Source organism: Mesorhizobium sp. WSM4313, from assembly GCF_002294725.1.
GTDB lineage: Bacteria > Pseudomonadota > Alphaproteobacteria > Rhizobiales > Rhizobiaceae > Mesorhizobium.
In genome coordinates, this window is sequence record NZ_NSFT01000036.1 from 1 (window position 1) to 16498 (window position 16498).

16 protein-coding genes and 1 pseudogene are annotated in these 16498 nt (G+C 65.2%); 9 read left to right on the top strand and 8 right to left on the bottom strand.

What is annotated here, in order from left to right; all coding sequences use genetic code 11:
- Nucleotides 1-361 precede the first annotated feature (361 nt).
- Nucleotides 362-1609 (bottom strand): RNA polymerase sigma factor, encoded by a 1248-nt coding sequence (locus CK219_RS30660; protein WP_095770176.1) that lies wholly within the window; start codon nucleotides 1607-1609, stop codon nucleotides 362-364.
- A gap of 10 nt (nucleotides 1610-1619) precedes the next feature.
- Nucleotides 1620-1988, bottom strand: a complete 369-nt coding sequence (locus tag CK219_RS30665; protein WP_095770177.1) for a YciI family protein — start codon at nucleotides 1986-1988, stop codon at nucleotides 1620-1622.
- Between the two features lie 257 nt (nucleotides 1989-2245).
- On the opposite strand from CK219_RS30665, the gene CK219_RS30670 reads away from it, so the two are divergent.
- The 3 genes from CK219_RS30670 (at nucleotide 2246) to CK219_RS30685 (ending at nucleotide 5933) form a co-directional block, all read left to right on the top strand.
- A complete protein-coding gene (locus tag CK219_RS30670; protein ID WP_095770178.1) occupies nucleotides 2246-3205 on the top strand; it encodes a TAXI family TRAP transporter solute-binding subunit in 960 nt (319 codons plus the stop codon).
- A gap of 227 nt (nucleotides 3206-3432) precedes the next feature.
- A complete protein-coding gene (locus CK219_RS30680) occupies nucleotides 3433-5559 on the top strand; it encodes a TRAP transporter permease (RefSeq protein WP_095770180.1) in 2127 nt (708 codons plus the stop codon).
- Nucleotides 5556-5933 carry a DUF1850 domain-containing protein gene (locus tag CK219_RS30685; RefSeq protein WP_095770190.1) on the top strand — a complete coding sequence of 126 codons (378 nt, stop codon included), beginning with the start codon at nucleotides 5556-5558 and terminating at the stop codon, nucleotides 5931-5933. The genes CK219_RS30680 and CK219_RS30685 overlap by 4 nt, the downstream gene beginning before the upstream one ends.
- Before the next feature lie 44 nt (nucleotides 5934-5977).
- Here CK219_RS30685 and CK219_RS30690 read toward each other — a convergent pair.
- From CK219_RS30690 to CK219_RS30700, 4 genes and pseudogenes are all read right to left on the bottom strand, one after another.
- Nucleotides 5978-7570, bottom strand: a pseudogene (locus CK219_RS30690) (DUF4166 domain-containing protein); the annotation flags it as partial.
- Nucleotides 7571-7607: 37 nt separating this feature from the next.
- Entirely contained in the window at nucleotides 7608-8045 is a 438-nt protein-coding gene (locus CK219_RS30695) for a DCC1-like thiol-disulfide oxidoreductase family protein (RefSeq protein ID WP_245340649.1), read from the bottom strand.
- An 84-nt stretch (nucleotides 8046-8129) separates the two neighbouring features.
- Nucleotides 8130-8255, bottom strand: coding sequence for a hypothetical protein (locus CK219_RS32680; protein ID WP_263481806.1), 126 nt, complete (start codon nucleotides 8253-8255; stop codon nucleotides 8130-8132).
- A gap of 2 nt (nucleotides 8256-8257) precedes the next feature.
- Nucleotides 8258-8404: a hypothetical protein gene (locus tag CK219_RS30700; RefSeq protein ID WP_095770181.1), complete on the bottom strand. Its 147-nt coding sequence runs from the start codon at nucleotides 8402-8404 to the stop codon at nucleotides 8258-8260.
- A 398-nt stretch (nucleotides 8405-8802) separates the two neighbouring features.
- Between CK219_RS30700 and CK219_RS30705 the strand changes: the two genes are divergently transcribed.
- The 3 genes from CK219_RS30705 (at nucleotide 8803) to ligD (ending at nucleotide 12768) form a co-directional block, all read left to right on the top strand.
- Nucleotides 8803-9309, top strand: coding sequence for a ferritin-like domain-containing protein (locus CK219_RS30705; protein ID WP_095770182.1), 507 nt, complete (start codon nucleotides 8803-8805; stop codon nucleotides 9307-9309).
- An 81-nt stretch (nucleotides 9310-9390) separates the two neighbouring features.
- A complete protein-coding gene (locus CK219_RS30710; RefSeq protein WP_095770183.1) occupies nucleotides 9391-10254 on the top strand; it encodes a Ku protein in 864 nt (287 codons plus the stop codon).
- Nucleotides 10255-10266: 12 nt separating this feature from the next.
- Complete coding sequence (gene ligD, locus CK219_RS30715; RefSeq protein WP_095770184.1) at nucleotides 10267-12768, top strand: DNA ligase D; 2502 nt, start codon at nucleotides 10267-10269, stop codon at nucleotides 12766-12768.
- A gap of 237 nt (nucleotides 12769-13005) precedes the next feature.
- Here the strand turns inward: ligD and CK219_RS30720 are convergent, their stop codons facing one another.
- Nucleotides 13006-13680 (bottom strand): winged helix-turn-helix domain-containing protein, encoded by a 675-nt coding sequence (locus tag CK219_RS30720; protein WP_095770185.1) that lies wholly within the window; start codon nucleotides 13678-13680, stop codon nucleotides 13006-13008.
- 168 nt (nucleotides 13681-13848) lie between these two features.
- Here CK219_RS30720 and CK219_RS30725 point away from each other — a divergent pair, with 168 nt between their 5' ends.
- Both CK219_RS30725 and CK219_RS30730 read left to right on the top strand, forming a co-directional pair.
- Nucleotides 13849-14217: an NIPSNAP family protein gene (locus CK219_RS30725; protein WP_095770186.1), complete on the top strand. Its 369-nt coding sequence runs from the start codon at nucleotides 13849-13851 to the stop codon at nucleotides 14215-14217.
- The gene (locus tag CK219_RS30730; RefSeq protein WP_095770187.1) at nucleotides 14214-14558 is read left to right on the top strand and encodes an antibiotic biosynthesis monooxygenase; all 345 of its coding nucleotides are present in this window, start codon (nucleotides 14214-14216) and stop codon (nucleotides 14556-14558) included. The genes CK219_RS30725 and CK219_RS30730 overlap by 4 nt, the downstream gene beginning before the upstream one ends.
- 163 nt (nucleotides 14559-14721) lie before the next feature.
- Here the strand turns inward: CK219_RS30730 and mbfA are convergent, their stop codons facing one another.
- Complete coding sequence (mbfA, locus tag CK219_RS30735) at nucleotides 14722-15705, bottom strand: iron exporter MbfA (RefSeq protein ID WP_095770188.1); 984 nt, start codon at nucleotides 15703-15705, stop codon at nucleotides 14722-14724.
- 176 nt (nucleotides 15706-15881) lie between these two features.
- Here mbfA and CK219_RS30740 point away from each other — a divergent pair, with 176 nt between their 5' ends.
- Nucleotides 15882-16205, top strand: a complete 324-nt coding sequence (locus CK219_RS30740; protein ID WP_095770189.1) for a hypothetical protein — start codon at nucleotides 15882-15884, stop codon at nucleotides 16203-16205.
- Nucleotides 16206-16498 lie beyond the last annotated feature (293 nt).

A 16498-nucleotide genomic window follows, 5' to 3' on the forward strand; every position in this document is an offset into this window, starting at 1 on the left:
TAGTTCTGCATTATCATGTCCACGCCTCTTCCTGTGGTGCGGGGTCTGCTTGGAACAGCCCCGTGCAACTGTTCAGGTTGATGGTTCACCGGTGGGAAGGGACCGAGCCATGCCACGGCCTGTCCGAGAGGACGACCAGGATTCATTCGGTCTCCTTCCCACTTCAACCATACACCAGAACCAACACACAGGATTCCAGGGTCTGCGCGACGCCGCTTCGCGGCTGCTCCGCCCTGGAATGACGAGATTGGGAGGCTTCCGCCAATCCGCAGCGTTCGTGCCGATCCGCAGAAAGGGTGGTGAAGTCCGCCCGCCAGCAAACGGCGACCTTTCAAAATCCCCGTCGATTCCAGCGGTTGCGTTAATTCCCGATAAGCTTCGCCTTCTCGCCCTGCAGGAAACGCCGCAGCGCGGCGTCGCGCTCGAGGCCGATCGCCCGGTCATAGGACTGGGCCGCCTCTTTGATGTTGCCGAGCCTTGCGAGCAGCCCGGCGCGGGCGGCCCAATAAGGCTGGTAGTCCTGCAGCCGTTTGTCGTCGCCCAGCACGTAAAGCGCCGCCAGTCCGGCCGTGGCGCCCTGGGTTTCGGCGACCGCCACCGCGCGGTTGATCGCCACCACCGGCGAGCCGGCCACGGCCAGAAGCGCATCATAGAGCTGGCGGATCGCCGCCCAGTCGGTGCCGCTGCCGCGCCGGCGCGCCGTGTGGGCGGACTGCACGGCGGCCTCCAGTTGGTAGCGGCCGATGATGCCCCTTTGCGCGGCACGCACCAGCAAGGCCTCCGCCTCATCGATCAGGCGGTCGTCCCAGAGCGCGATATCCTGCTCGGCTAAAGGCACGAAATCCCCCTCCGGGCCGCGCCTCGCCGAGCGGCGCGCTTCGGCGAACAGCATCAGCGCCAATAGCCCGAGCGCTTCCGGCTCATCCGGCATCAGCGAGGTGACCAGCCGTCCAAGCCAGATGCCTTCGGCGGCGAGATTGCGCCGCCGGCTGTCAGTCCCGGTCGGATCCGACCAGCCTTCGGCGAAAGTGGCGTAGATTGCTTCGAGCACCGCGTCCAGCCGTTCGCCCAGCTCCGCCTTTTCCGGCACGCGAAACGGAATCCCGGTCTCGCGGATGCGCGCCTTGGCCCGCACCAGCCGCTGGCCCATCGTAGCCGGCGAAACCAGGAAGGCCGAGGCAATCGTCGCGGCGTCGAAACCGAGGATCGTCTGCAGGATCAGCGGCGCGCGCACGCTGGCCTCGATCGCCGGATGGGCGCAGGCGAACATCAGCCGCAATCGATCGTCGGGCAGGTCTTCGCCGCGCACGCGCTCCTCCATCTCCTCGGCGATCAGCTGCAGATGATCGCGCGCCGCCTCGCCGGTCAGGCGACGCCGCACGGCGTCCACGTCGCGCCGCCGCGCCACGGCGAGCAGCCAGGCTTCGGGCTGCGCCGGCACGCCGGTTCGCGGCCAGCGTTCGAGCGCGGCGGCGAAGGCATCGGCCAGCGCGTCCTCGGCGCCGGCGACATCGCGCGTGCGCGCCGCCAGCCAGGCGACCAGCTTGCCGTAGCTGCGCCGGGCGGCCGCTTCGGCGGCCGCCCGCGCGATCTGCGAGCGATCATGCATCGTAGGATCGCTATGCGGCTGCTACGTATTCAGCCATTTCCCAGATCGGCCGCAGCTCGACCGTGCCGGTGCTGGACGCGGGGCAGCGCGCGGCCCATTCGATCGCCGTGTCGATGTCGGCCGCCTCGATCATATAGAAGCCGGCCAGTTGCTCCTTGGTGTCGGCATAGGGGCCGTCGAGCACGTTGGTCTTGCCGTTCGCCATCCGTACCGCGGTGGCCGCCTGCGTCGGGCGCAGCCGCTCGCCGGCGATGTACGCGCCGGATTTCTTCAGCGCCTCGGTATAGGCGCCATAGGCCGCGAGCACCTGCTGGGTCTGCTCCTTCGACACGTTCGCCATCGCGGCCTCGTCATTGTAGATCAAAAGCATGTAACGCATGGAAGTTCTCCCGTTTTCTTGAAGGCCGCATCGTCGCGTGCCGACCTATGTCGTGCGGCATCGACCGATTTCGACAGGCGCCGGAAAAATCTTTCGCCCCCAAAGCCATCGAGCGCAAGCCGTCGTTCGCCGCTACTCAACCATTGGTCTAACGCACGCAATTGCGGGTTGGCATTTGCTTTCCGCCGTCTAAACTCGTCGCGGGCTCGCCGGGAGGGGGCGGATTGCGGGCCGACATTTTCAGGGAGGAAATCGCGATGTTCAATTTCAGGACCAAATCTATTGCCGCCGGCGCGCTGGCCTTGTCGCTCGGCCTTGGCGCCGTGTCGGCCGGGGCGCAGGAATTCATCAATGTGCTCACCGGCGGCACGTCCGGCGTCTACTATCCGCTCGGCGTCGCCCTGTCGGAGATTTACGGCAAGGGCATCGAGGGCTCGCGCACCCAGGTTCAGGCGACCAAGGCTTCGGTCGAGAACCTCAACCTGCTGCAGCAGGGCAAGGGCGAGATCGCCTTTGCGCTCGGCGATTCCGTCAAGATGGCCGCCGAGGGCAATACGGAGGCCGGCTTCCCGGGCAAGCTCGACAAGCTGCGCGGCATTGCCGCCATCTATCCCAACTACATCCAGATCGTCGCCAGCCAGGACTCCGGCATCAAGACGCTCGCCGACCTCAAGGGCAAGAGCCTGTCGGTCGGCGCGCCCGCCTCCGGCACCGAGCTCAACGCGCGCGCCATCTTCGCCGCCGCCGGCCTAAAATACGAGGATCTCGGGCGGGTCGAGTATCTGCCCTTCGCCGAGTCGGTCGAGTTGATCAAGAATCGCCAGCTCGATGCCACCTTGCAGTCTGCCGGCCTCGGCGTTGCCTCCATCCGCGATCTCGCGACCTCGGTTCCCATTAATGTCGTCGCCGTGCCGGCCGAGGACGTCGCCAAGATCGGCGCGCCCTATCTGTCGGTGGTCATCCCGAAAGGCACCTATGAAGGCCAGGCGGAAGATGTCGCGACCGCCGCGGTCGGCAATTTCCTGATTACCCGCGCCGACGTCTCCGACGAGACCGCCTACCAGATGACCAAGCTGCTGTTCGAACATCTCGACCAGTTGGTAGCCGCCCATGCCGCCGCCAAGGCGATCGATCCGGCCAAGGCGCTGGACGGCATGCCGGTGGCGCTGCATCCCGGCGCGGAGAAATATTACAGGGAAAAAGGGCTGCTGAAGTAGGGGGCGCGGCAGTCTGAGATGTCTTCGCCAGACACCCCCCTCTGGTCTGCCGGGCATCTCCCCCGCAAGGGGGGAGATTGGCTGTCGCCGCGCGCTTCGCCAATCGCCGATGTAGCAGGAAGAGCGCCGTCATTGACGCTTCCGATCTCCCCCCTTGCGGGGGAGATGCCCGGCAGGGCAGAGGGGGGTGCCTCGCACTGCCATTCGTTCATCCTGGAGCCCGTCGGATGACCGAAACAGCGTCCGGAACAACAACCGAGGGCAACCCGCCCACGTTCCATCTTCCCGTCGCCGAGGAACAAGTCGAAGGTCTGCCGCCCGGTTTTGGCGAAGGCCTCGCCGGCAAGGCGGCCTTCCTGATTGCGGTCGCTTTTTCGGTCTTCCAGATCTACATCGCTGCTTATGGCAGCCTGCCCAGCCAGGTGGTGCGGGCCATGCATGTCGGCTTCCTGCTGCTGCTCGGTTTCGGCCTGATCGCCAATCTGCGCGCCAGGAGCGCCGCGGCGAAAGCAGTGTTCTGGACGCTCGGCGTGCTGGGATTCGCCACCGGCCTCTACAATTGGGTCTTCTATGCCGACCTCATCCGCCGCTCCGGCTTCCTCACCACGCCGGACCTGATCGTCGGCGCGCTGCTGGTGGTGCTGGTCTTCGAAGCCGCCAGACGGCTGATGGGCCTGCCGCTGGCGGTCATCGCCTTCATCTTCCTCGCCTATTGCTTCGTTGGCAATCATTTGCCGCCGCCCTTCATCCATCGCGGTTATGATTTCGCGCAGCTTGTCGACACCTTCGCCTATGGCACAGAAGGCATATACGGCACGCCGGTCTATGTTTCGGCGGCCTATATCTTCATCTTCGTCGTCTTTGCCGCCTTCCTCGAACGGGCCGGCATGATCGCGCTGTTCAACGATTTCGCGCTCGGTCTCGTCGGTTCGTGGCGCGGCGGCCCGGCCCAGGTCTGCGTGCTGTCCTCGGCGCTGATGGGCACCATCTCCGGTTCGGGCGTCGCCAATGTCGTCGCCAGCGGCCAGTTCACCATCCCGCTGATGAAGCGCTTCGGCTTCCGCTCAGCCTTCGCCGGCGCGGTCGAGGCGACCTCCTCGATGGGCGGCCAGATCATGCCGCCGGTGATGGGAGCCGTCGCCTTCATCATGGCCGAGACCCTGAACATCCCTTACGCGGAGGTGGTCAAGGCGGCGATCATCCCGGCGCTGCTCTATTTCGGCGCCTGCTTCTGGCAGGTGCATCTGGAGGCCGGCAAGGCCGGCCTGCACGGCATGGCCAAGGCGGAGTTGCCCAATCCCTGGGAAGCGGTCAGGAAGCACTGGCCGCTCGTGCTGCCACTCGCGGTGCTGGTCTATCTGCTGTTTGCCGGCTACACGCCGATCTTCGCCGGCACGATGGGCCTTGCGCTGACCGTCGTGCTCATCCTCGGCACGCCGCTGGCGGCGTTGATCGGGCCGTTCGCCTTTCGCCTCGTTTTCTGGCTGGCGCTCGGTCTTGCGGCGGCATCCTTCATGCGCTTCGGCGTCAATGTGCTGAGCCTCGTCATCGCGGCGCTCGTCATCGCCTGCCTCGCCTTCAAGGGCGGGCGCGAGACGCTGCGCATTTGCGTCGACTCGCTTGCCGAAGGAGCCAAGAACGCCCTGCCCGTCGGCATCGCCTGCGCCATCGTCGGCATCGTCATCGGCACGCTGACGCTCACCGGCATCGCCTCCACCTTCATCGGTTGGATCATCTCCATCGGCGAGAACAATTTGTTCCTGTCGCTGGTGTTGACCATGCTCACCTGCCTGGTTCTCGGCATGGGTATTCCGACCATCCCGAATTACATCATCACCTCCTCGCTTGCCGGCCCGGCGCTGCTGTCGCTCGGCGTGCCGCTGGTGGTCAGCCACATGTTCGTCTTCTATTTCGGCATCATGGCGGACCTGACCCCGCCGGTGGCGCTCGCCGCCTTTGCCGCAGCACCCATGGCCAAGGAAAGCGGCCTCAAGATCGGCATCCAGGCGACCAAGCTCGCCATTGCCGGCTTCGTCGTGCCGTTCATGGCCGTCTACACGCCGGCGCTGATGCTGCAGGACGCCGGTCCCATCGCGGCGTCGTTCGGCTATCCCGTCGAGGTCGGCTATATCGTCATCAAGGCCTGCATGGGCATCGTGCTCTGGGGCGCCGCCGCCGTCGGCTTCCTCGCCCGCCGCATGGCCTGGTGGGAGCGTCTCGTCGCGTTCTGCGCCGGCCTGCTGCTGGTGGCCGCATTGCCGCTCACCGACGAGACCGGCTGGGCGCTGGCGTTTGTCTGGATCGGCTGGCACTGGTGGCGCGCCCGCCGGCTGTCCACGGCCGGGACCGCATGAGCCTGTGCATCCTCGCCGCCAGCAAGACGGTGACGCTTGCCGTCGCCGCCTTCACGCTTTCCTGGACGCATTCGGTGGAACGGACGCGCTGGCAGGAGGATTGGAAAGTGTCGCCGGCCGGGCTGCAGGTCGTTGAGGCGCGGGTCAAGGGCTCCGGCGCGGGCATGGAGCCGCCGGAGGGCTCGGTGCTGCGCAGCGGCTGGTGGGTCTATGCGCCGCGGATCGGACCCCAGCCGCGCCTGGTGCTCGCGGCGTCCGGCGCCACCGGGAAGGGTTGGACGCTGTGCACGGCCACCGGCTGCCGCGAACTGGGCGAGACGGCCGGCGGACCCACCGTGCTCGAACCGTGCGACGGTTCGAGCCAGCCGCGGTAGCGCACGATCAACCCGGCGACCGGGTGCGATATCTCGACATGGAAACGGAAGCGGCCGTCCTCGACGGTTTCGTACGCGGTCGAGCGCGGACAAAGCCACATCGGCAGCGGCAGGCCGAGAAAGCTCCAGCGGCGCAGCACGAGCGACAGGCGGTTCTCGCCCGCCACCAACGCCATGGCGAAGGTGAGCGGGCCGAAGCGCTCGCAAAGCAGCCGCTCCGATCGGCGACGCCCGGCAAACTGCCGGCTCGAAAAACCGTACGTTGCGAAAGTCCGCGTCCAGGTCTCACCGTGCCCGTCGGCAGCGAAACGCACCTTGACGGGGACATCGGCCGCGCCAGGTGGGAAGCCGGCCATGCGGGCGGCAAGCCGGCTAAGAATGCCGCCGCCGCGTTCGATGCTGGCGCGTCCATTCGCCATTGCCGCTCCCTCATGCATGGCGCGGATTTCAGCCGGAAGGCTTTCCCACGCATCGCCGAGCAGATCGGGATAAAGCGCCTTCCCTTTGCCGGTGTCGTCCCTGAAGCCGGTGTAAATCGTCTTGCCGGCGAACGGCGTTTCATAGTCCTCCAGCTCGACGTCGCGCACGGCCGCCCGCGCGCCTGGTGGGGGCATGCGGCCGTCGAGCGCCTTGCGGACGATCGCCGCGACCGCCATGGACGGGATCAGCGGCCCGTCATCGCCCTCGGCCAACAGGTGCCAGGACCGCTTGTTTGGTCTGCCCTCTGCATCTGCGCCGTCGACCTCCACGAACATACCGCCGCGATGCTCGCCCCATGACAGCCGGTTGGTCGCCCAATGCATCAGCGGCGCCAGCGGCGACAGCGACCGCACCAGGCCAGCGCGGACCAGCCAAGCCAGGCCGATCAGCGCCCGGTGCAGCAGCTCGGGCACCGGGCCGGCGCCCATCCAGATCATCTTCGTTTCCGGCCACAACGCCTGCAGCGCGCGCAAATCCGGCACGTCGACCAGCGAGAACAGCGTGTTTCTCAACGGCACGCGCCCGGGCGGTGCGATCGTATAGCGCATCTGCTCGGTGAGCGGATAACCTTCGGCCGGTCTGCCGCCCCGCAGCATCTGCACCGGCCGGCCGGCATAGCTTGCAATGGCGCGGATGACGTTCTCGCCGACGCCGGCGAAGGGCGATGGCGCAATGCCGCCGCGGATGCCGTCGACACGCACCATGCCGGCCGAAAGGCGCCGCACGACCGCCGCCGTCAGCACAGGAAAGCTCGACACGCCGGAGAGCACCATCACGCCGGCCGCCTTAGCCGCCGCGTCGAAGGCTGATACCCCGGCGACGAAGTCCGAACCGTCGGCAAGGTCGAGATAGTGGATGCGCGCACCGATACAGGCTTGGACCAGCCGGTAGCGCCCCTCACCATAGGCCTGGAACGGACCGCTGGCGTCGACCACGATGTCGGGCAGCATGCCGGCGAGTTGCGCGGCAAGGTCGCCGTCGCGGTCAAATGCCGTCTGCACGAGCCTGGCCTCGGTCGCGCCCCGTCCTTTGCAGTAAGCCTCGGCCCTGGCGAGCGACCGGCCGGCGATGATGAGCTCGAGGCGTGGCTCGTTCTCCAGCAATCGGACGACGCGTCCGCCGAAGGTGCCGTAGCCGCCGACGATGAGAAGCTTCATGCCTTGCCCCAAGCCTGCCGTAACCGCCGTCAGCCGATCAATCGCTCCCGCAACTCGGCCGAGGGTATCTCGCAACTGTCTTTCCGGCCGAACAGCGCGTAGCGGTTCTTGGCGACGCGGTATAGAGCCAGTCGCGCAGCGGCCGCGGCAGGATGAGCAGCGCCTTCGCGGAGCGCCATGGCCAGCCGAGCGCGTCCATGACGGCGACGAAACTGTCGAGCTTGGTGAAGGCCGCGCCGTCGATGATGGCGAGGTTGCTGTCGTAGTCGTCGGTCGGCAGGCCGTGCTCGCGAAACAGCGCCTCGCCGAGCGGCGACTGCGCGGTGGCGAAGCGGAAACGTTTTTTCCGGTCGAGCTTGAGGATGAGCTGAACGAAGCCCGAGCAGAACACGCAGACGCCGTCGAACACGATCAGCGGCTGGCGGGCGTCATAGGCCCGGCGCGGCAAGATGGGACGTTCGGGCAGGTCGGTCATGGGGCCCCGGCTGCTTGTGACCCCCTTACGCTGTACCAAGGGGACACTAAGCTACGGGAGACACTAAGCCAGCCGGCAGCGGCGTCAAAGTCGCGGCGTTGTCGCACGCCAGTTGCCGGCGAGCGTCAACCGCTCGGCGCGATAGGTGGTGGCGCGCTGGTCGGCGGCCGGCCGGCAGATGCGGCCATGGTGGGCTCGTTCGCGGGTCATGATCAGTTCACGCCGACGCCCAGCGAGTTGCCGCGGCGCGCGCAGGCCGGGCCTGGGCCGCGCATGTAATAGCGCTCCGGCCGATAGGTCGGCGCGACGAATTCGCGAATGGCAGCGGCATAGCCGGCGATGTGATTCCAGAAGTTCATTTTACCTGGTCCCTGTCCCGCTTTCGGATGTCCCGTCCGAATTGTTCGAGAGCATAGCGTCGAGGCGTGAATAGTCGGTGAACGTGATGTTAATTTCTGGTCCGAAACACGTTGCTTCGTGGCGGGATTGCGGCTGATTCGGGGTCTTTCGGCGCCTTTCGTCGCGATTCCGCTCCGTGTGACTTTTGCATCACATATGTTTCGTTCCGATGTCGCTTGCGCGCGCATCTGTTTCACGTCCGGCCGGTGACAGGGAATTTCCTTTCGTGCGCCTGGTCGGGCAGGAACCTGTCCCGAAACACGACGTTGACCCTCAAGGCCGGAGGCGAACCGGCCATGTTGGCGGCTGCCCTGCCGCGCAACTTCCCGACAATGCGAAACATGGAAAGGCAACCGCCATGGGCTTCTTTTCGAAAGACATCAAGACGCTGGACGACCTCTTCATCCACACGCTGCGCGACATCTATTATGCCGAGAAGCAGATCGAGAAATCGCTGCCGAAAATGATCGATAAGGCGACCGATCCGCAATTGAAGGGCGGCTTCGAGAAGCATCTCGCGCAGACCAAGGGTCACATCGAGCGGGTCGAGCAGGTGTTCGAGCTGCACGGCGTCAAGGCCAAGACCGTCAATTGCCCGGCCATCGACGGCATCCTCGCGGAGGCTGACGAAGTCAGCGGCGATGTCGACGACAAGGAGGTTCTGGACGCTGCGCTGATCGCCTCCGCCCAGGCCGTCGAGCACTATGAGATAACGCGCTACGGCACGCTGATCGCCTGGGCCAAGCAGCTCGGCCGCAGCGACTGCGCCAACGTGCTGGCCAAGAACCTCAAGGAAGAAGAGGCGACGGACCGCAAGCTCACCGAAATCGCGGAAAGCAAGGTCAACTTGCAGGCCGCCGAATAGCAGGCTGCGTGGCCAGCCCTCCCGGAACCCAAGCGAACCCCTGTCCGTTGCGATTGAAACCGCATCGCGCAGGAGTTCGCAATGGCACCACGCCCGGCTTGGAAGGGCTATCTCAAACTGTCGCTGGTCACATGCGCCATCGAGCTCACCAACGTCGTGACCCAGGCCGAGAAGGTCTCTTTCCGCATCCTCAACCGCAAGACCGGCAACACGGTCAAGCGCATCTATGTCGATGCGGGCACCGGCAAGCCGCTTGAAGAGGGCGACGAGGTCAAGGGCTATGAAGTGAGCGACGGCGACTTCGTCCATATCGAGGAGGACGAGATCGAGGCGGTGCAGATCGAATCCTCGCACACGATGAGCCTCGACGGCTTCGTCGAGAAATCCTCGATCGAGCAGATCTACCTCGACACGCCCTACTATGTTTCCCCGGCGGACGAGGTGTCGCAAGAAGCCTTCGCCGTCATCCGCGACGCGATGGCGGCCAGGAAGATGGCGGGGCTTGCGCGCATCGTGCTTTATCGGCGCGAGCGGCCGGTGGCGATCGAGCCGCTCGGCAAGGGCATGGTGCTGACCACCTTGCGCTACGACGACACGGTGCGCCGGCCGGCGACGGTGTTCGAGGACATCGCAGCGGCGAAGACCGACAAGGAGATGATCGACCTGGCCCAGCACATCATCGACGGCAAGAAGACGAAGTTCGACCCGTCGAAATTCGACGACCGCTACGAGGAGGCGCTGCTCGAGCTGATCCGCGCCAAGAAGGCGGGCAAGAAGGCGCCCAAGGCCAAGGCGCAGCCAAAGCCGTCCAATGTGGTTAACCTGTTCGATGCGTTGAAGAAGAGCCTGAACGCGGAAGGCGGCGGCAAAGCCGGCAACGCCACATCGAAAGCGGCGGCCGGGAAAAGCAAGAGCAAGGCCGCGCCAAAACGCAAATCCGCATAGGAGGATGGCGGCATGGCCGGCCTCGAGCAGTATCACGCCAAGCGCGACTTCAAGAAGACCGCCGAGCCGGCCGGCAAGGTCGGCAGGCAAAAGCAAGGCGGCGGCATCTTCGTCGTCCAGAAGCATGCCGCCACGCGGCTCCATTATGATTTCCGGCTTGAGCATGACGGCGTCTTGTGGAGCTGGGCGGTGACGCGCGGCCCGAGCCTCGATCCGCATGAGAAGCGGCTGGCCGTGCATGTCGAAGATCACCCGATCGACTACGCGTCCTTCGAAGGCACCATTCCGAAGGGCCAATATGGCGGCGGCTCGGTGATCGTCTGGGACGAAGGCAAGTGGACGCCGGATGGCGATCCGGCCAAGGGCATGAACAAGGGCCATATCGACTTCGAGCTTGAGGGCCACAAGCTCAACGGCCGCTGGCATCTGGTCAGGCTGCGGCCCCGCCCGGGCGAGAAGCGCGACAACTGGCTGCTGATCAAATCCGACGATGCCGCCGCCCGGCCCGGCGAGGATGTTCTCGAGGAGGAACCGAAATCGGTGAAGTCGGGCCTGACCATCGAGGAGGTGGGCGAAGGCAAGACCGCCAGGGGGCAGACACCGAAAGTCTGGCAATCCAACAGGCCGGCTGCCGCCAAGACCAAAGCCGGGCCTGGCAAGCGTCTCGAATTCATCGAGCCGCAGCTGGCGACGCTGGAAAAGGATGCGCCCGCCGGCGAGGACTGGCTGCATGAAGTCAAATTCGACGGCTACCGCATGCAGGCGCAGATCGCCGGCAGCGAGGTCAGGCTGCTCACCCGCGCCGGTCTCGACTGGACGGACAAATTCGATGGTCCTGTCACCGCTGCGCTTGCAAGGCTGAAATGCCGCGACGCCATCATCGACGGCGAGATCGTGGTTTTGGCCGACAGCGGCGTGTCGTCCTTCCCGTTGCTGCAGGCGGATCTGTCGGCCCGACGCGCCGACCGCTTCGTCTACTATGTCTTCGACCTGATGCGGCTCGACGGCAGGGATCTGCGCCGCGAACCCTTGGTCGAACGCAAGCAGGCGCTGGCAGAGCTGCTGGGCCAGCAGCCCGACCATTCGGCGCTGCGCTTCAGCGATCATTTCCACGAGCCGGGCAAGGTCATGCTGCAGCATGTCTGCCGCATGGGCCTGGAAGGCGTGGTGTCGAAACGCGCCGACGCGCCCTACCGCAGTGGGCGGGGGCTCTCCTGGATCAAATCCAAATGCACGCTGCGCCAGGAATTCGTCATCGGCGGCTATCTGCCCTCGGACAAGACCGGGCGCGGCCTGCGCTCGCTGCTGGTCGGCTTCAACGAAGGCGGCAAGCTGCACTATGCCGGCCGTGTCGGCACCGGCTTTTCCGGCAAGGTGATGACGGATTTGAAGAAGAAGCTCGACGGCCTCAAGGCGACGGCCTCGCCGTTCTCGGCCGCCGTGCCCAAGGGCAAGGGCCTCACCTTCGTCAAGCCGGAACTTGTCGGCGAGGTGGAGTTCCGCAGCTGGACTTCCGACCGTATAATCCGGCACGCCTCGTTCCAGGGGTTGCGCGAGGACAAGCCGGCGGAGGAAGTCGTGCAGGAACAGCCGAAGAAGGCCGAAACCGGGGCGAAGCCGGGTGCAAAGACCGCACCGAAACCCTCGGCCGGAACGGCGAAGACCTCGATCAAGCTCTCGCATCCCGACAAGCTGCTATGGCCCGACGAAAAGGTTTCCAAGCGGGACCTGCTCGATCATTACGCGCTGGTCTGGCCGCGCATGGCAGAATTCGTCGTCAACCGGCCGCTGAGCCTGGTGCGGGCACCGGACGGCATCCACGGCCAGCGCTTCTTCCAGAAACACGCCTCGCCCGGCATGAGCGACAAGATCGCCAGGATGAAGGACCCGACCGATGGCGAGGAGATACTGTTCATCAAGGATTTCGACGGGCTGGCCGCGCTTGTCCAGTACGGCGTGGTCGAGGTGCACATCTGGGGCTCGACGATCGATAAGCTGGAAAAGCCGGACCAGATCATCTTCGATCTCGATCCCGATGAAGGCGTCGATGTCGGCCGCGTGCGCGAGGCGGCGCTCGACATCCACGAGCAGCTCAACGAGCTGTCGCTGCCGAACCTGGTCAAGACCTCAGGCGGCAAGGGTTATCACGTGCTGGTGCCGCTGAAACCCTCGGCGGAGTGGGACGAGGTCAAGGATTTCGCCCATGATTTCGCCCGCGCGCTCGAGCAGGCCGCGCCCGACCGCTACACTGCGACGCTGTCGAAGAAGGCGCGCACCGGCAAGATCTTCGTCGACTATCTGCGCAACGGCAGGGGCTCGACCACCGTCGCGCCCTATTCCTCGCGCGCCAAGAAGGGCGCGACGATATCGATGCCGGCAACCTGGCCGGAGATAAAGAAGGGCCTGGCGCCGAATGCGTTCCCGCTTGGGGATGCTTCCACGCTGGCACAGCTGAAGAAGGCCGATCCGTGGAAGGAGTTCTTCAAGCTGGGGAAGGTGCTGAAGCGGGGGTAGGTTTGCGTGGACGGCAGAGCCGGCAAAGCCGCGATCCTTCGCGCCCCCCCTCTGGCCTGCCGGCCATCTCCCCCTCTAGGGGGAGATTAATCGCTCAGCCGGTTTCGCCAATCTCCAACGTTGCAAGAATGGCGGAGCGCCAGAACTGCCAATCTCCCCCCTTGAGGGGGAGATGGCCGGCAGGCCAGAGGGGGGCGCCTCGCGCCGACATTGCGAAGGTATCGCTTGCGCGTGACCCTACGCCAGAAACACCCGCTCAAACTCCTGCCTGCCCGTCGGCGAGAACACCACGGCGCGGCTGTCCTTCTCGCGTCGCGCCCATTTCTCGGCGATGATCTTGTCGAGGATGGCCGCACCAAGCGTGCCGGCGAGGTGCGATCGCCGCACGCTCCAGTCGAGGCAGGCGCGGCAAACCGGCCGCCGCGCCTTGACACCGGTCTCGATACCGAGCGCGGAAAAATGCGAGGCGCCGGATGGCGAGAGCCTGATCTGGTTGTCGTCGCGCAGCAAAAGCTTCCTGTCGAGCAGCCGGTCGAGCATCGCCACCGCCTGCTCGCCGGCCAGGTGATCGTAGCAGACCCTCGCCACGCGCATGGCCGCGTCGCGCGGTCCCGGCCGCACACGCTTCGGGCCGACCGCTTCGGCGACGCCGATGATCGCCTCGATCATACCGGCGACCTGCGCGCCGGCGAGACCGTAATAGCGGTGTCGGCCCTGGCTGGCCAAAGTCAGCAAGCCGCCATCCATCAGCTTCGACAGATGCGAGGAAGCGGTGGGCAGCGATACGCCGGCTTCCAGCGCCAGTTCCGACGCCGTCAGCGCCGTGCCGCCCATGAGAGCGTTGAGCATGTTGGCGCGGGCCGGGTCGCCGACCAGGCTGGCGATGCGGGCGATGTCGGGTCCTTCACGCATGGTTCGATCCTCATCGAAGCATTCCTGTCAGGGAAGCACTATTCTGCGGTCGACTCAAGCAGCGCGGCAAACTCTCCTGACAGGAGAATGCCTAGCACAAAGGCGCAAGCGATGTTTCGACCGCGGTCGAACCGTCGTCGTCAAAACTCAACGGACGAGGAGACCGACATGACCATCACCTGCTTCATCCGCTACGAGATCGACCCGTTCGGCAAGGCGGCCTTCGAGCAATATGCGCGGGCCTGGGGCCAGGCCATTCCGCGCTGCGGCGCCGACCTGATCGGCTATTACGCCCCGCATGAAGGCTCGGCCACCACGGCCTATGCCGCCTACAACATCGAGAGCCTCGCGGCCTATGAAGGCTATCGCGCCCGGCTTGCCGCCGGCCCGGCGGGCAAGGCAAATTATGAATTCGCGCGGCGCGAGAAATTCATCTTGAAGGAAGACCGCGTCTTCCTGAAGCTGGTGTCCGGGCCGCACGGGCCGAGACAGGTCTTTCGCACCGACGTGGTTGTCAAGGAAGGGGTCGAGACATGATCGCTGTCATCTTCGAGGTGGAGCCGGCGGAAGGCAAGCGCGATGCCTATCTCGGCATCGCCGCCGAGCTTAAGCCGCTGGTCGAGAGCATCGACGGCTTCATCTCGGTCGAGCGCTTCCAGAGCCTGACCGACCCCAGGCGGGTGCTGTCGCTGTCCTTCTGGCGCGACGAGGAAGCGGTGAAAGCCTGGCGCAACACCGAAGAGCACCGGCAGGCGCAGAAAGCCGGGCGCGGCGGCATCTTTGCCGGCTACCGTCTGCGCATCGCCCGTGTCATGCGCGACTATGGGATGGAGGAAAGGGCCGAGGCGCCGCAGGATAGCCGCGAGGTGAATGGGTAGGCTCCCCCTTCTCCCCTTGTGGGAGAAGGTGGATCGGCGCGCAAGCGCCGAGACGGATGAGGGGTGTTCCAGCGGAGTGAGACGCTTGCTTTCCCTGGAGCACCCCTCATCCGTCGCCTTCGGCGACACCTTCTCCCACAAGGGGAGAAGGAGAGCGCCGGCGCTACGCATTGCCGATCAGCACGCCCGCCCCGAACACCAGCGCGCCGCCCAGCACCACCTGGAAGGCGGCGCGCCAGAAGGGAGTCTGCATGTAGCGGTTCTGAACGAAAGCAATCGCCCAGAGTTCGAAGAACACCACCACCGCCGCCACGGCAGTGGCCGTCCAGAAATACGGGATCAGATAGGGCAGCGCGTGACCGAGGCCGCCCAGCGAAGTCATCAGGCCGACCGTCAGCCCGCGCTTGATCGGCGAGCCGCGCCCCGACAGTTTGCCGTCGTCGGAAGCGACCTCGGTGAAACCCATCGAGATGCCGGCGCCGATCGAGGCGGCGAGGCCGACCAGAAGCGTCTGCCAGGTGTCGTGCGTGGCGAACGCCGCGGCGAAGATCGGCGCAAGCGTCGACACAGAGCCGTCCATCAGCCCGGCCAGCCCGGGCTGCACATAGGTGAGGATGAATTGGCGCTGCTCGGCCGTCGCCTCCTCCACCTTGACGGTTCCCGGCACATGCTGCTGTTCCAATTCATGCGCCGAGCTTTCATGACCCTGCTCGGCCGCGGCGAGGTCATTGAGCAGCTTGCGCGTCGAGGCGTCGGTGGTGCGCTTGGCCGCCTCGACATAGAAGCGATAGGCCTGCCGCTCCATTTCCTCGGCCTGCCGCCGCACATGCTCGATGCCGAGCGGCCTCACCAGCCAGTCCGGCTTGCGCTCGAAATAGCCTTTCACATGCTCGCGCCGGATCAGCGGGATGCGCTCGCCGAAGCGCTTGCGGTGAAGCTCGATGAGCGAATCGCGATGGCCGTCCTCTTCCTCGGCCATCGCCTCGAACACTTTTGCCGATTGCGGAAAGTCCTGCGCCAGGCCATCGGCATAAGCGCGGTAGATGCGTCCGTCATCCTCCTCGGAGGAGATCGCCAGCGCCAGGATCTCCTGCTCCGAAAGCGAATCGAAGGAACGGCGGCCGAAGCCGAAAACACGGGAAAGCATGATGGGATCACTCTAGTTTAGAATTGTTCTAAACTATGATCTTGGCAGTTGAAGGTCAATTGCCAACGGCGCGGGCTGCGGGCGCGCGAACGCTGATCGCGCGAGGCCAAACCCTTCATTATTGCCGAATGTTTGCCTATATAACTGACCGCCACCGAAATTGAAGGACGCCCGGCATGACGGACAAGAAGCCCCCGCACGCATTTGACGCCAAGCCGGTTCTCGATCTCATCGCCAGCATCGAGGCCGACCTGCAGCGCCTGAAAGGTCTTGTCGAGGAACAGCTCGATAAATTCGACCCGGCCAACCCGCACAACAAGACGCCGGACGGCAAGCTGACCGAGGAAGGCGCCGAGTGCTGCTACCGCATGTTCGACGAAGGCAAGTCGCGCTACACGGTTTCGCAGCAGATGAAGATATCCTTCGCCGCCGCCACCCACCGCTTCAACTCCTGGCGCAAGCTGGGCGGCAGCAAAAGGACGAAGACGCTGCTGGGGTGAACCTGCGCTTTCGTCATCCTCGGGCTTGACCCGAGGATCCATGCCGTGACTTCTGCCGTAGAATGCGGCGGTGCAGAACAATCGTTCCAAATTCGCTGTGAAAGGCGACCCAATTCTGGTCCGCTTTCGCGCGTCACGGACGTCAGGGCATGGCAACTGTGTTCACGCGAATGCGGTTTTGTCGCGAATGATAGCGTTGAGGACGACCAGGAGCTTCCTTGCGACGGCGATGATAGCGAGCTTCTTGGAGCCCGACCGGGCAGCAAGTGCGGTGTAGAAGGTCTTGAAGCGCT

What these genes read in the sequence shown, in the direction of transcription:
- CK219_RS30660 (WP_095770176.1), bottom strand. Translation starts at nt 1,609, where the DNA reads ATGCATGATCGCTCGCAGATCGCGCGGGCGGCCGCCGAAGCGGCCGCC.
- CK219_RS30665 (WP_095770177.1), bottom strand. Translation starts at nt 1,988, where the DNA reads ATGCGTTACATGCTTTTGATCTACAATGACGAGGCCGCGATGGCGAAC.
- CK219_RS30670 (WP_095770178.1), top strand. Translation starts at nt 2,246, where the DNA reads ATGTTCAATTTCAGGACCAAATCTATTGCCGCCGGCGCGCTGGCCTTG.
- CK219_RS30680 (WP_095770180.1), top strand. Translation starts at nt 3,433, where the DNA reads ATGACCGAAACAGCGTCCGGAACAACAACCGAGGGCAACCCGCCCACG.
- CK219_RS30685 (WP_095770190.1), top strand. Translation starts at nt 5,556, where the DNA reads ATGAGCCTGTGCATCCTCGCCGCCAGCAAGACGGTGACGCTTGCCGTC.
- CK219_RS30695 (WP_245340649.1), bottom strand. Translation starts at nt 8,045, where the DNA reads ATGACCGACCTGCCCGAACGTCCCATCTTGCCGCGCCGGGCCTATGAC.
- CK219_RS32680 (WP_263481806.1), bottom strand. Translation starts at nt 8,255, where the DNA reads ATGACCCGCGAACGAGCCCACCATGGCCGCATCTGCCGGCCGGCCGCC.
- CK219_RS30700 (WP_095770181.1), bottom strand. Translation starts at nt 8,404, where the DNA reads ATGAACTTCTGGAATCACATCGCCGGCTATGCCGCTGCCATTCGCGAA.
- CK219_RS30705 (WP_095770182.1), top strand. Translation starts at nt 8,803, where the DNA reads ATGGGCTTCTTTTCGAAAGACATCAAGACGCTGGACGACCTCTTCATC.
- CK219_RS30710 (WP_095770183.1), top strand. Translation starts at nt 9,391, where the DNA reads ATGGCACCACGCCCGGCTTGGAAGGGCTATCTCAAACTGTCGCTGGTC.
- ligD (WP_095770184.1), top strand. Translation starts at nt 10,267, where the DNA reads ATGGCCGGCCTCGAGCAGTATCACGCCAAGCGCGACTTCAAGAAGACC.
- CK219_RS30720 (WP_095770185.1), bottom strand. Translation starts at nt 13,680, where the DNA reads ATGCGTGAAGGACCCGACATCGCCCGCATCGCCAGCCTGGTCGGCGAC.
- CK219_RS30725 (WP_095770186.1), top strand. Translation starts at nt 13,849, where the DNA reads ATGACCATCACCTGCTTCATCCGCTACGAGATCGACCCGTTCGGCAAG.
- CK219_RS30730 (WP_095770187.1), top strand. Translation starts at nt 14,214, where the DNA reads ATGATCGCTGTCATCTTCGAGGTGGAGCCGGCGGAAGGCAAGCGCGAT.
- mbfA (WP_095770188.1), bottom strand. Translation starts at nt 15,705, where the DNA reads ATGCTTTCCCGTGTTTTCGGCTTCGGCCGCCGTTCCTTCGATTCGCTT.
- CK219_RS30740 (WP_095770189.1), top strand. Translation starts at nt 15,882, where the DNA reads ATGACGGACAAGAAGCCCCCGCACGCATTTGACGCCAAGCCGGTTCTC.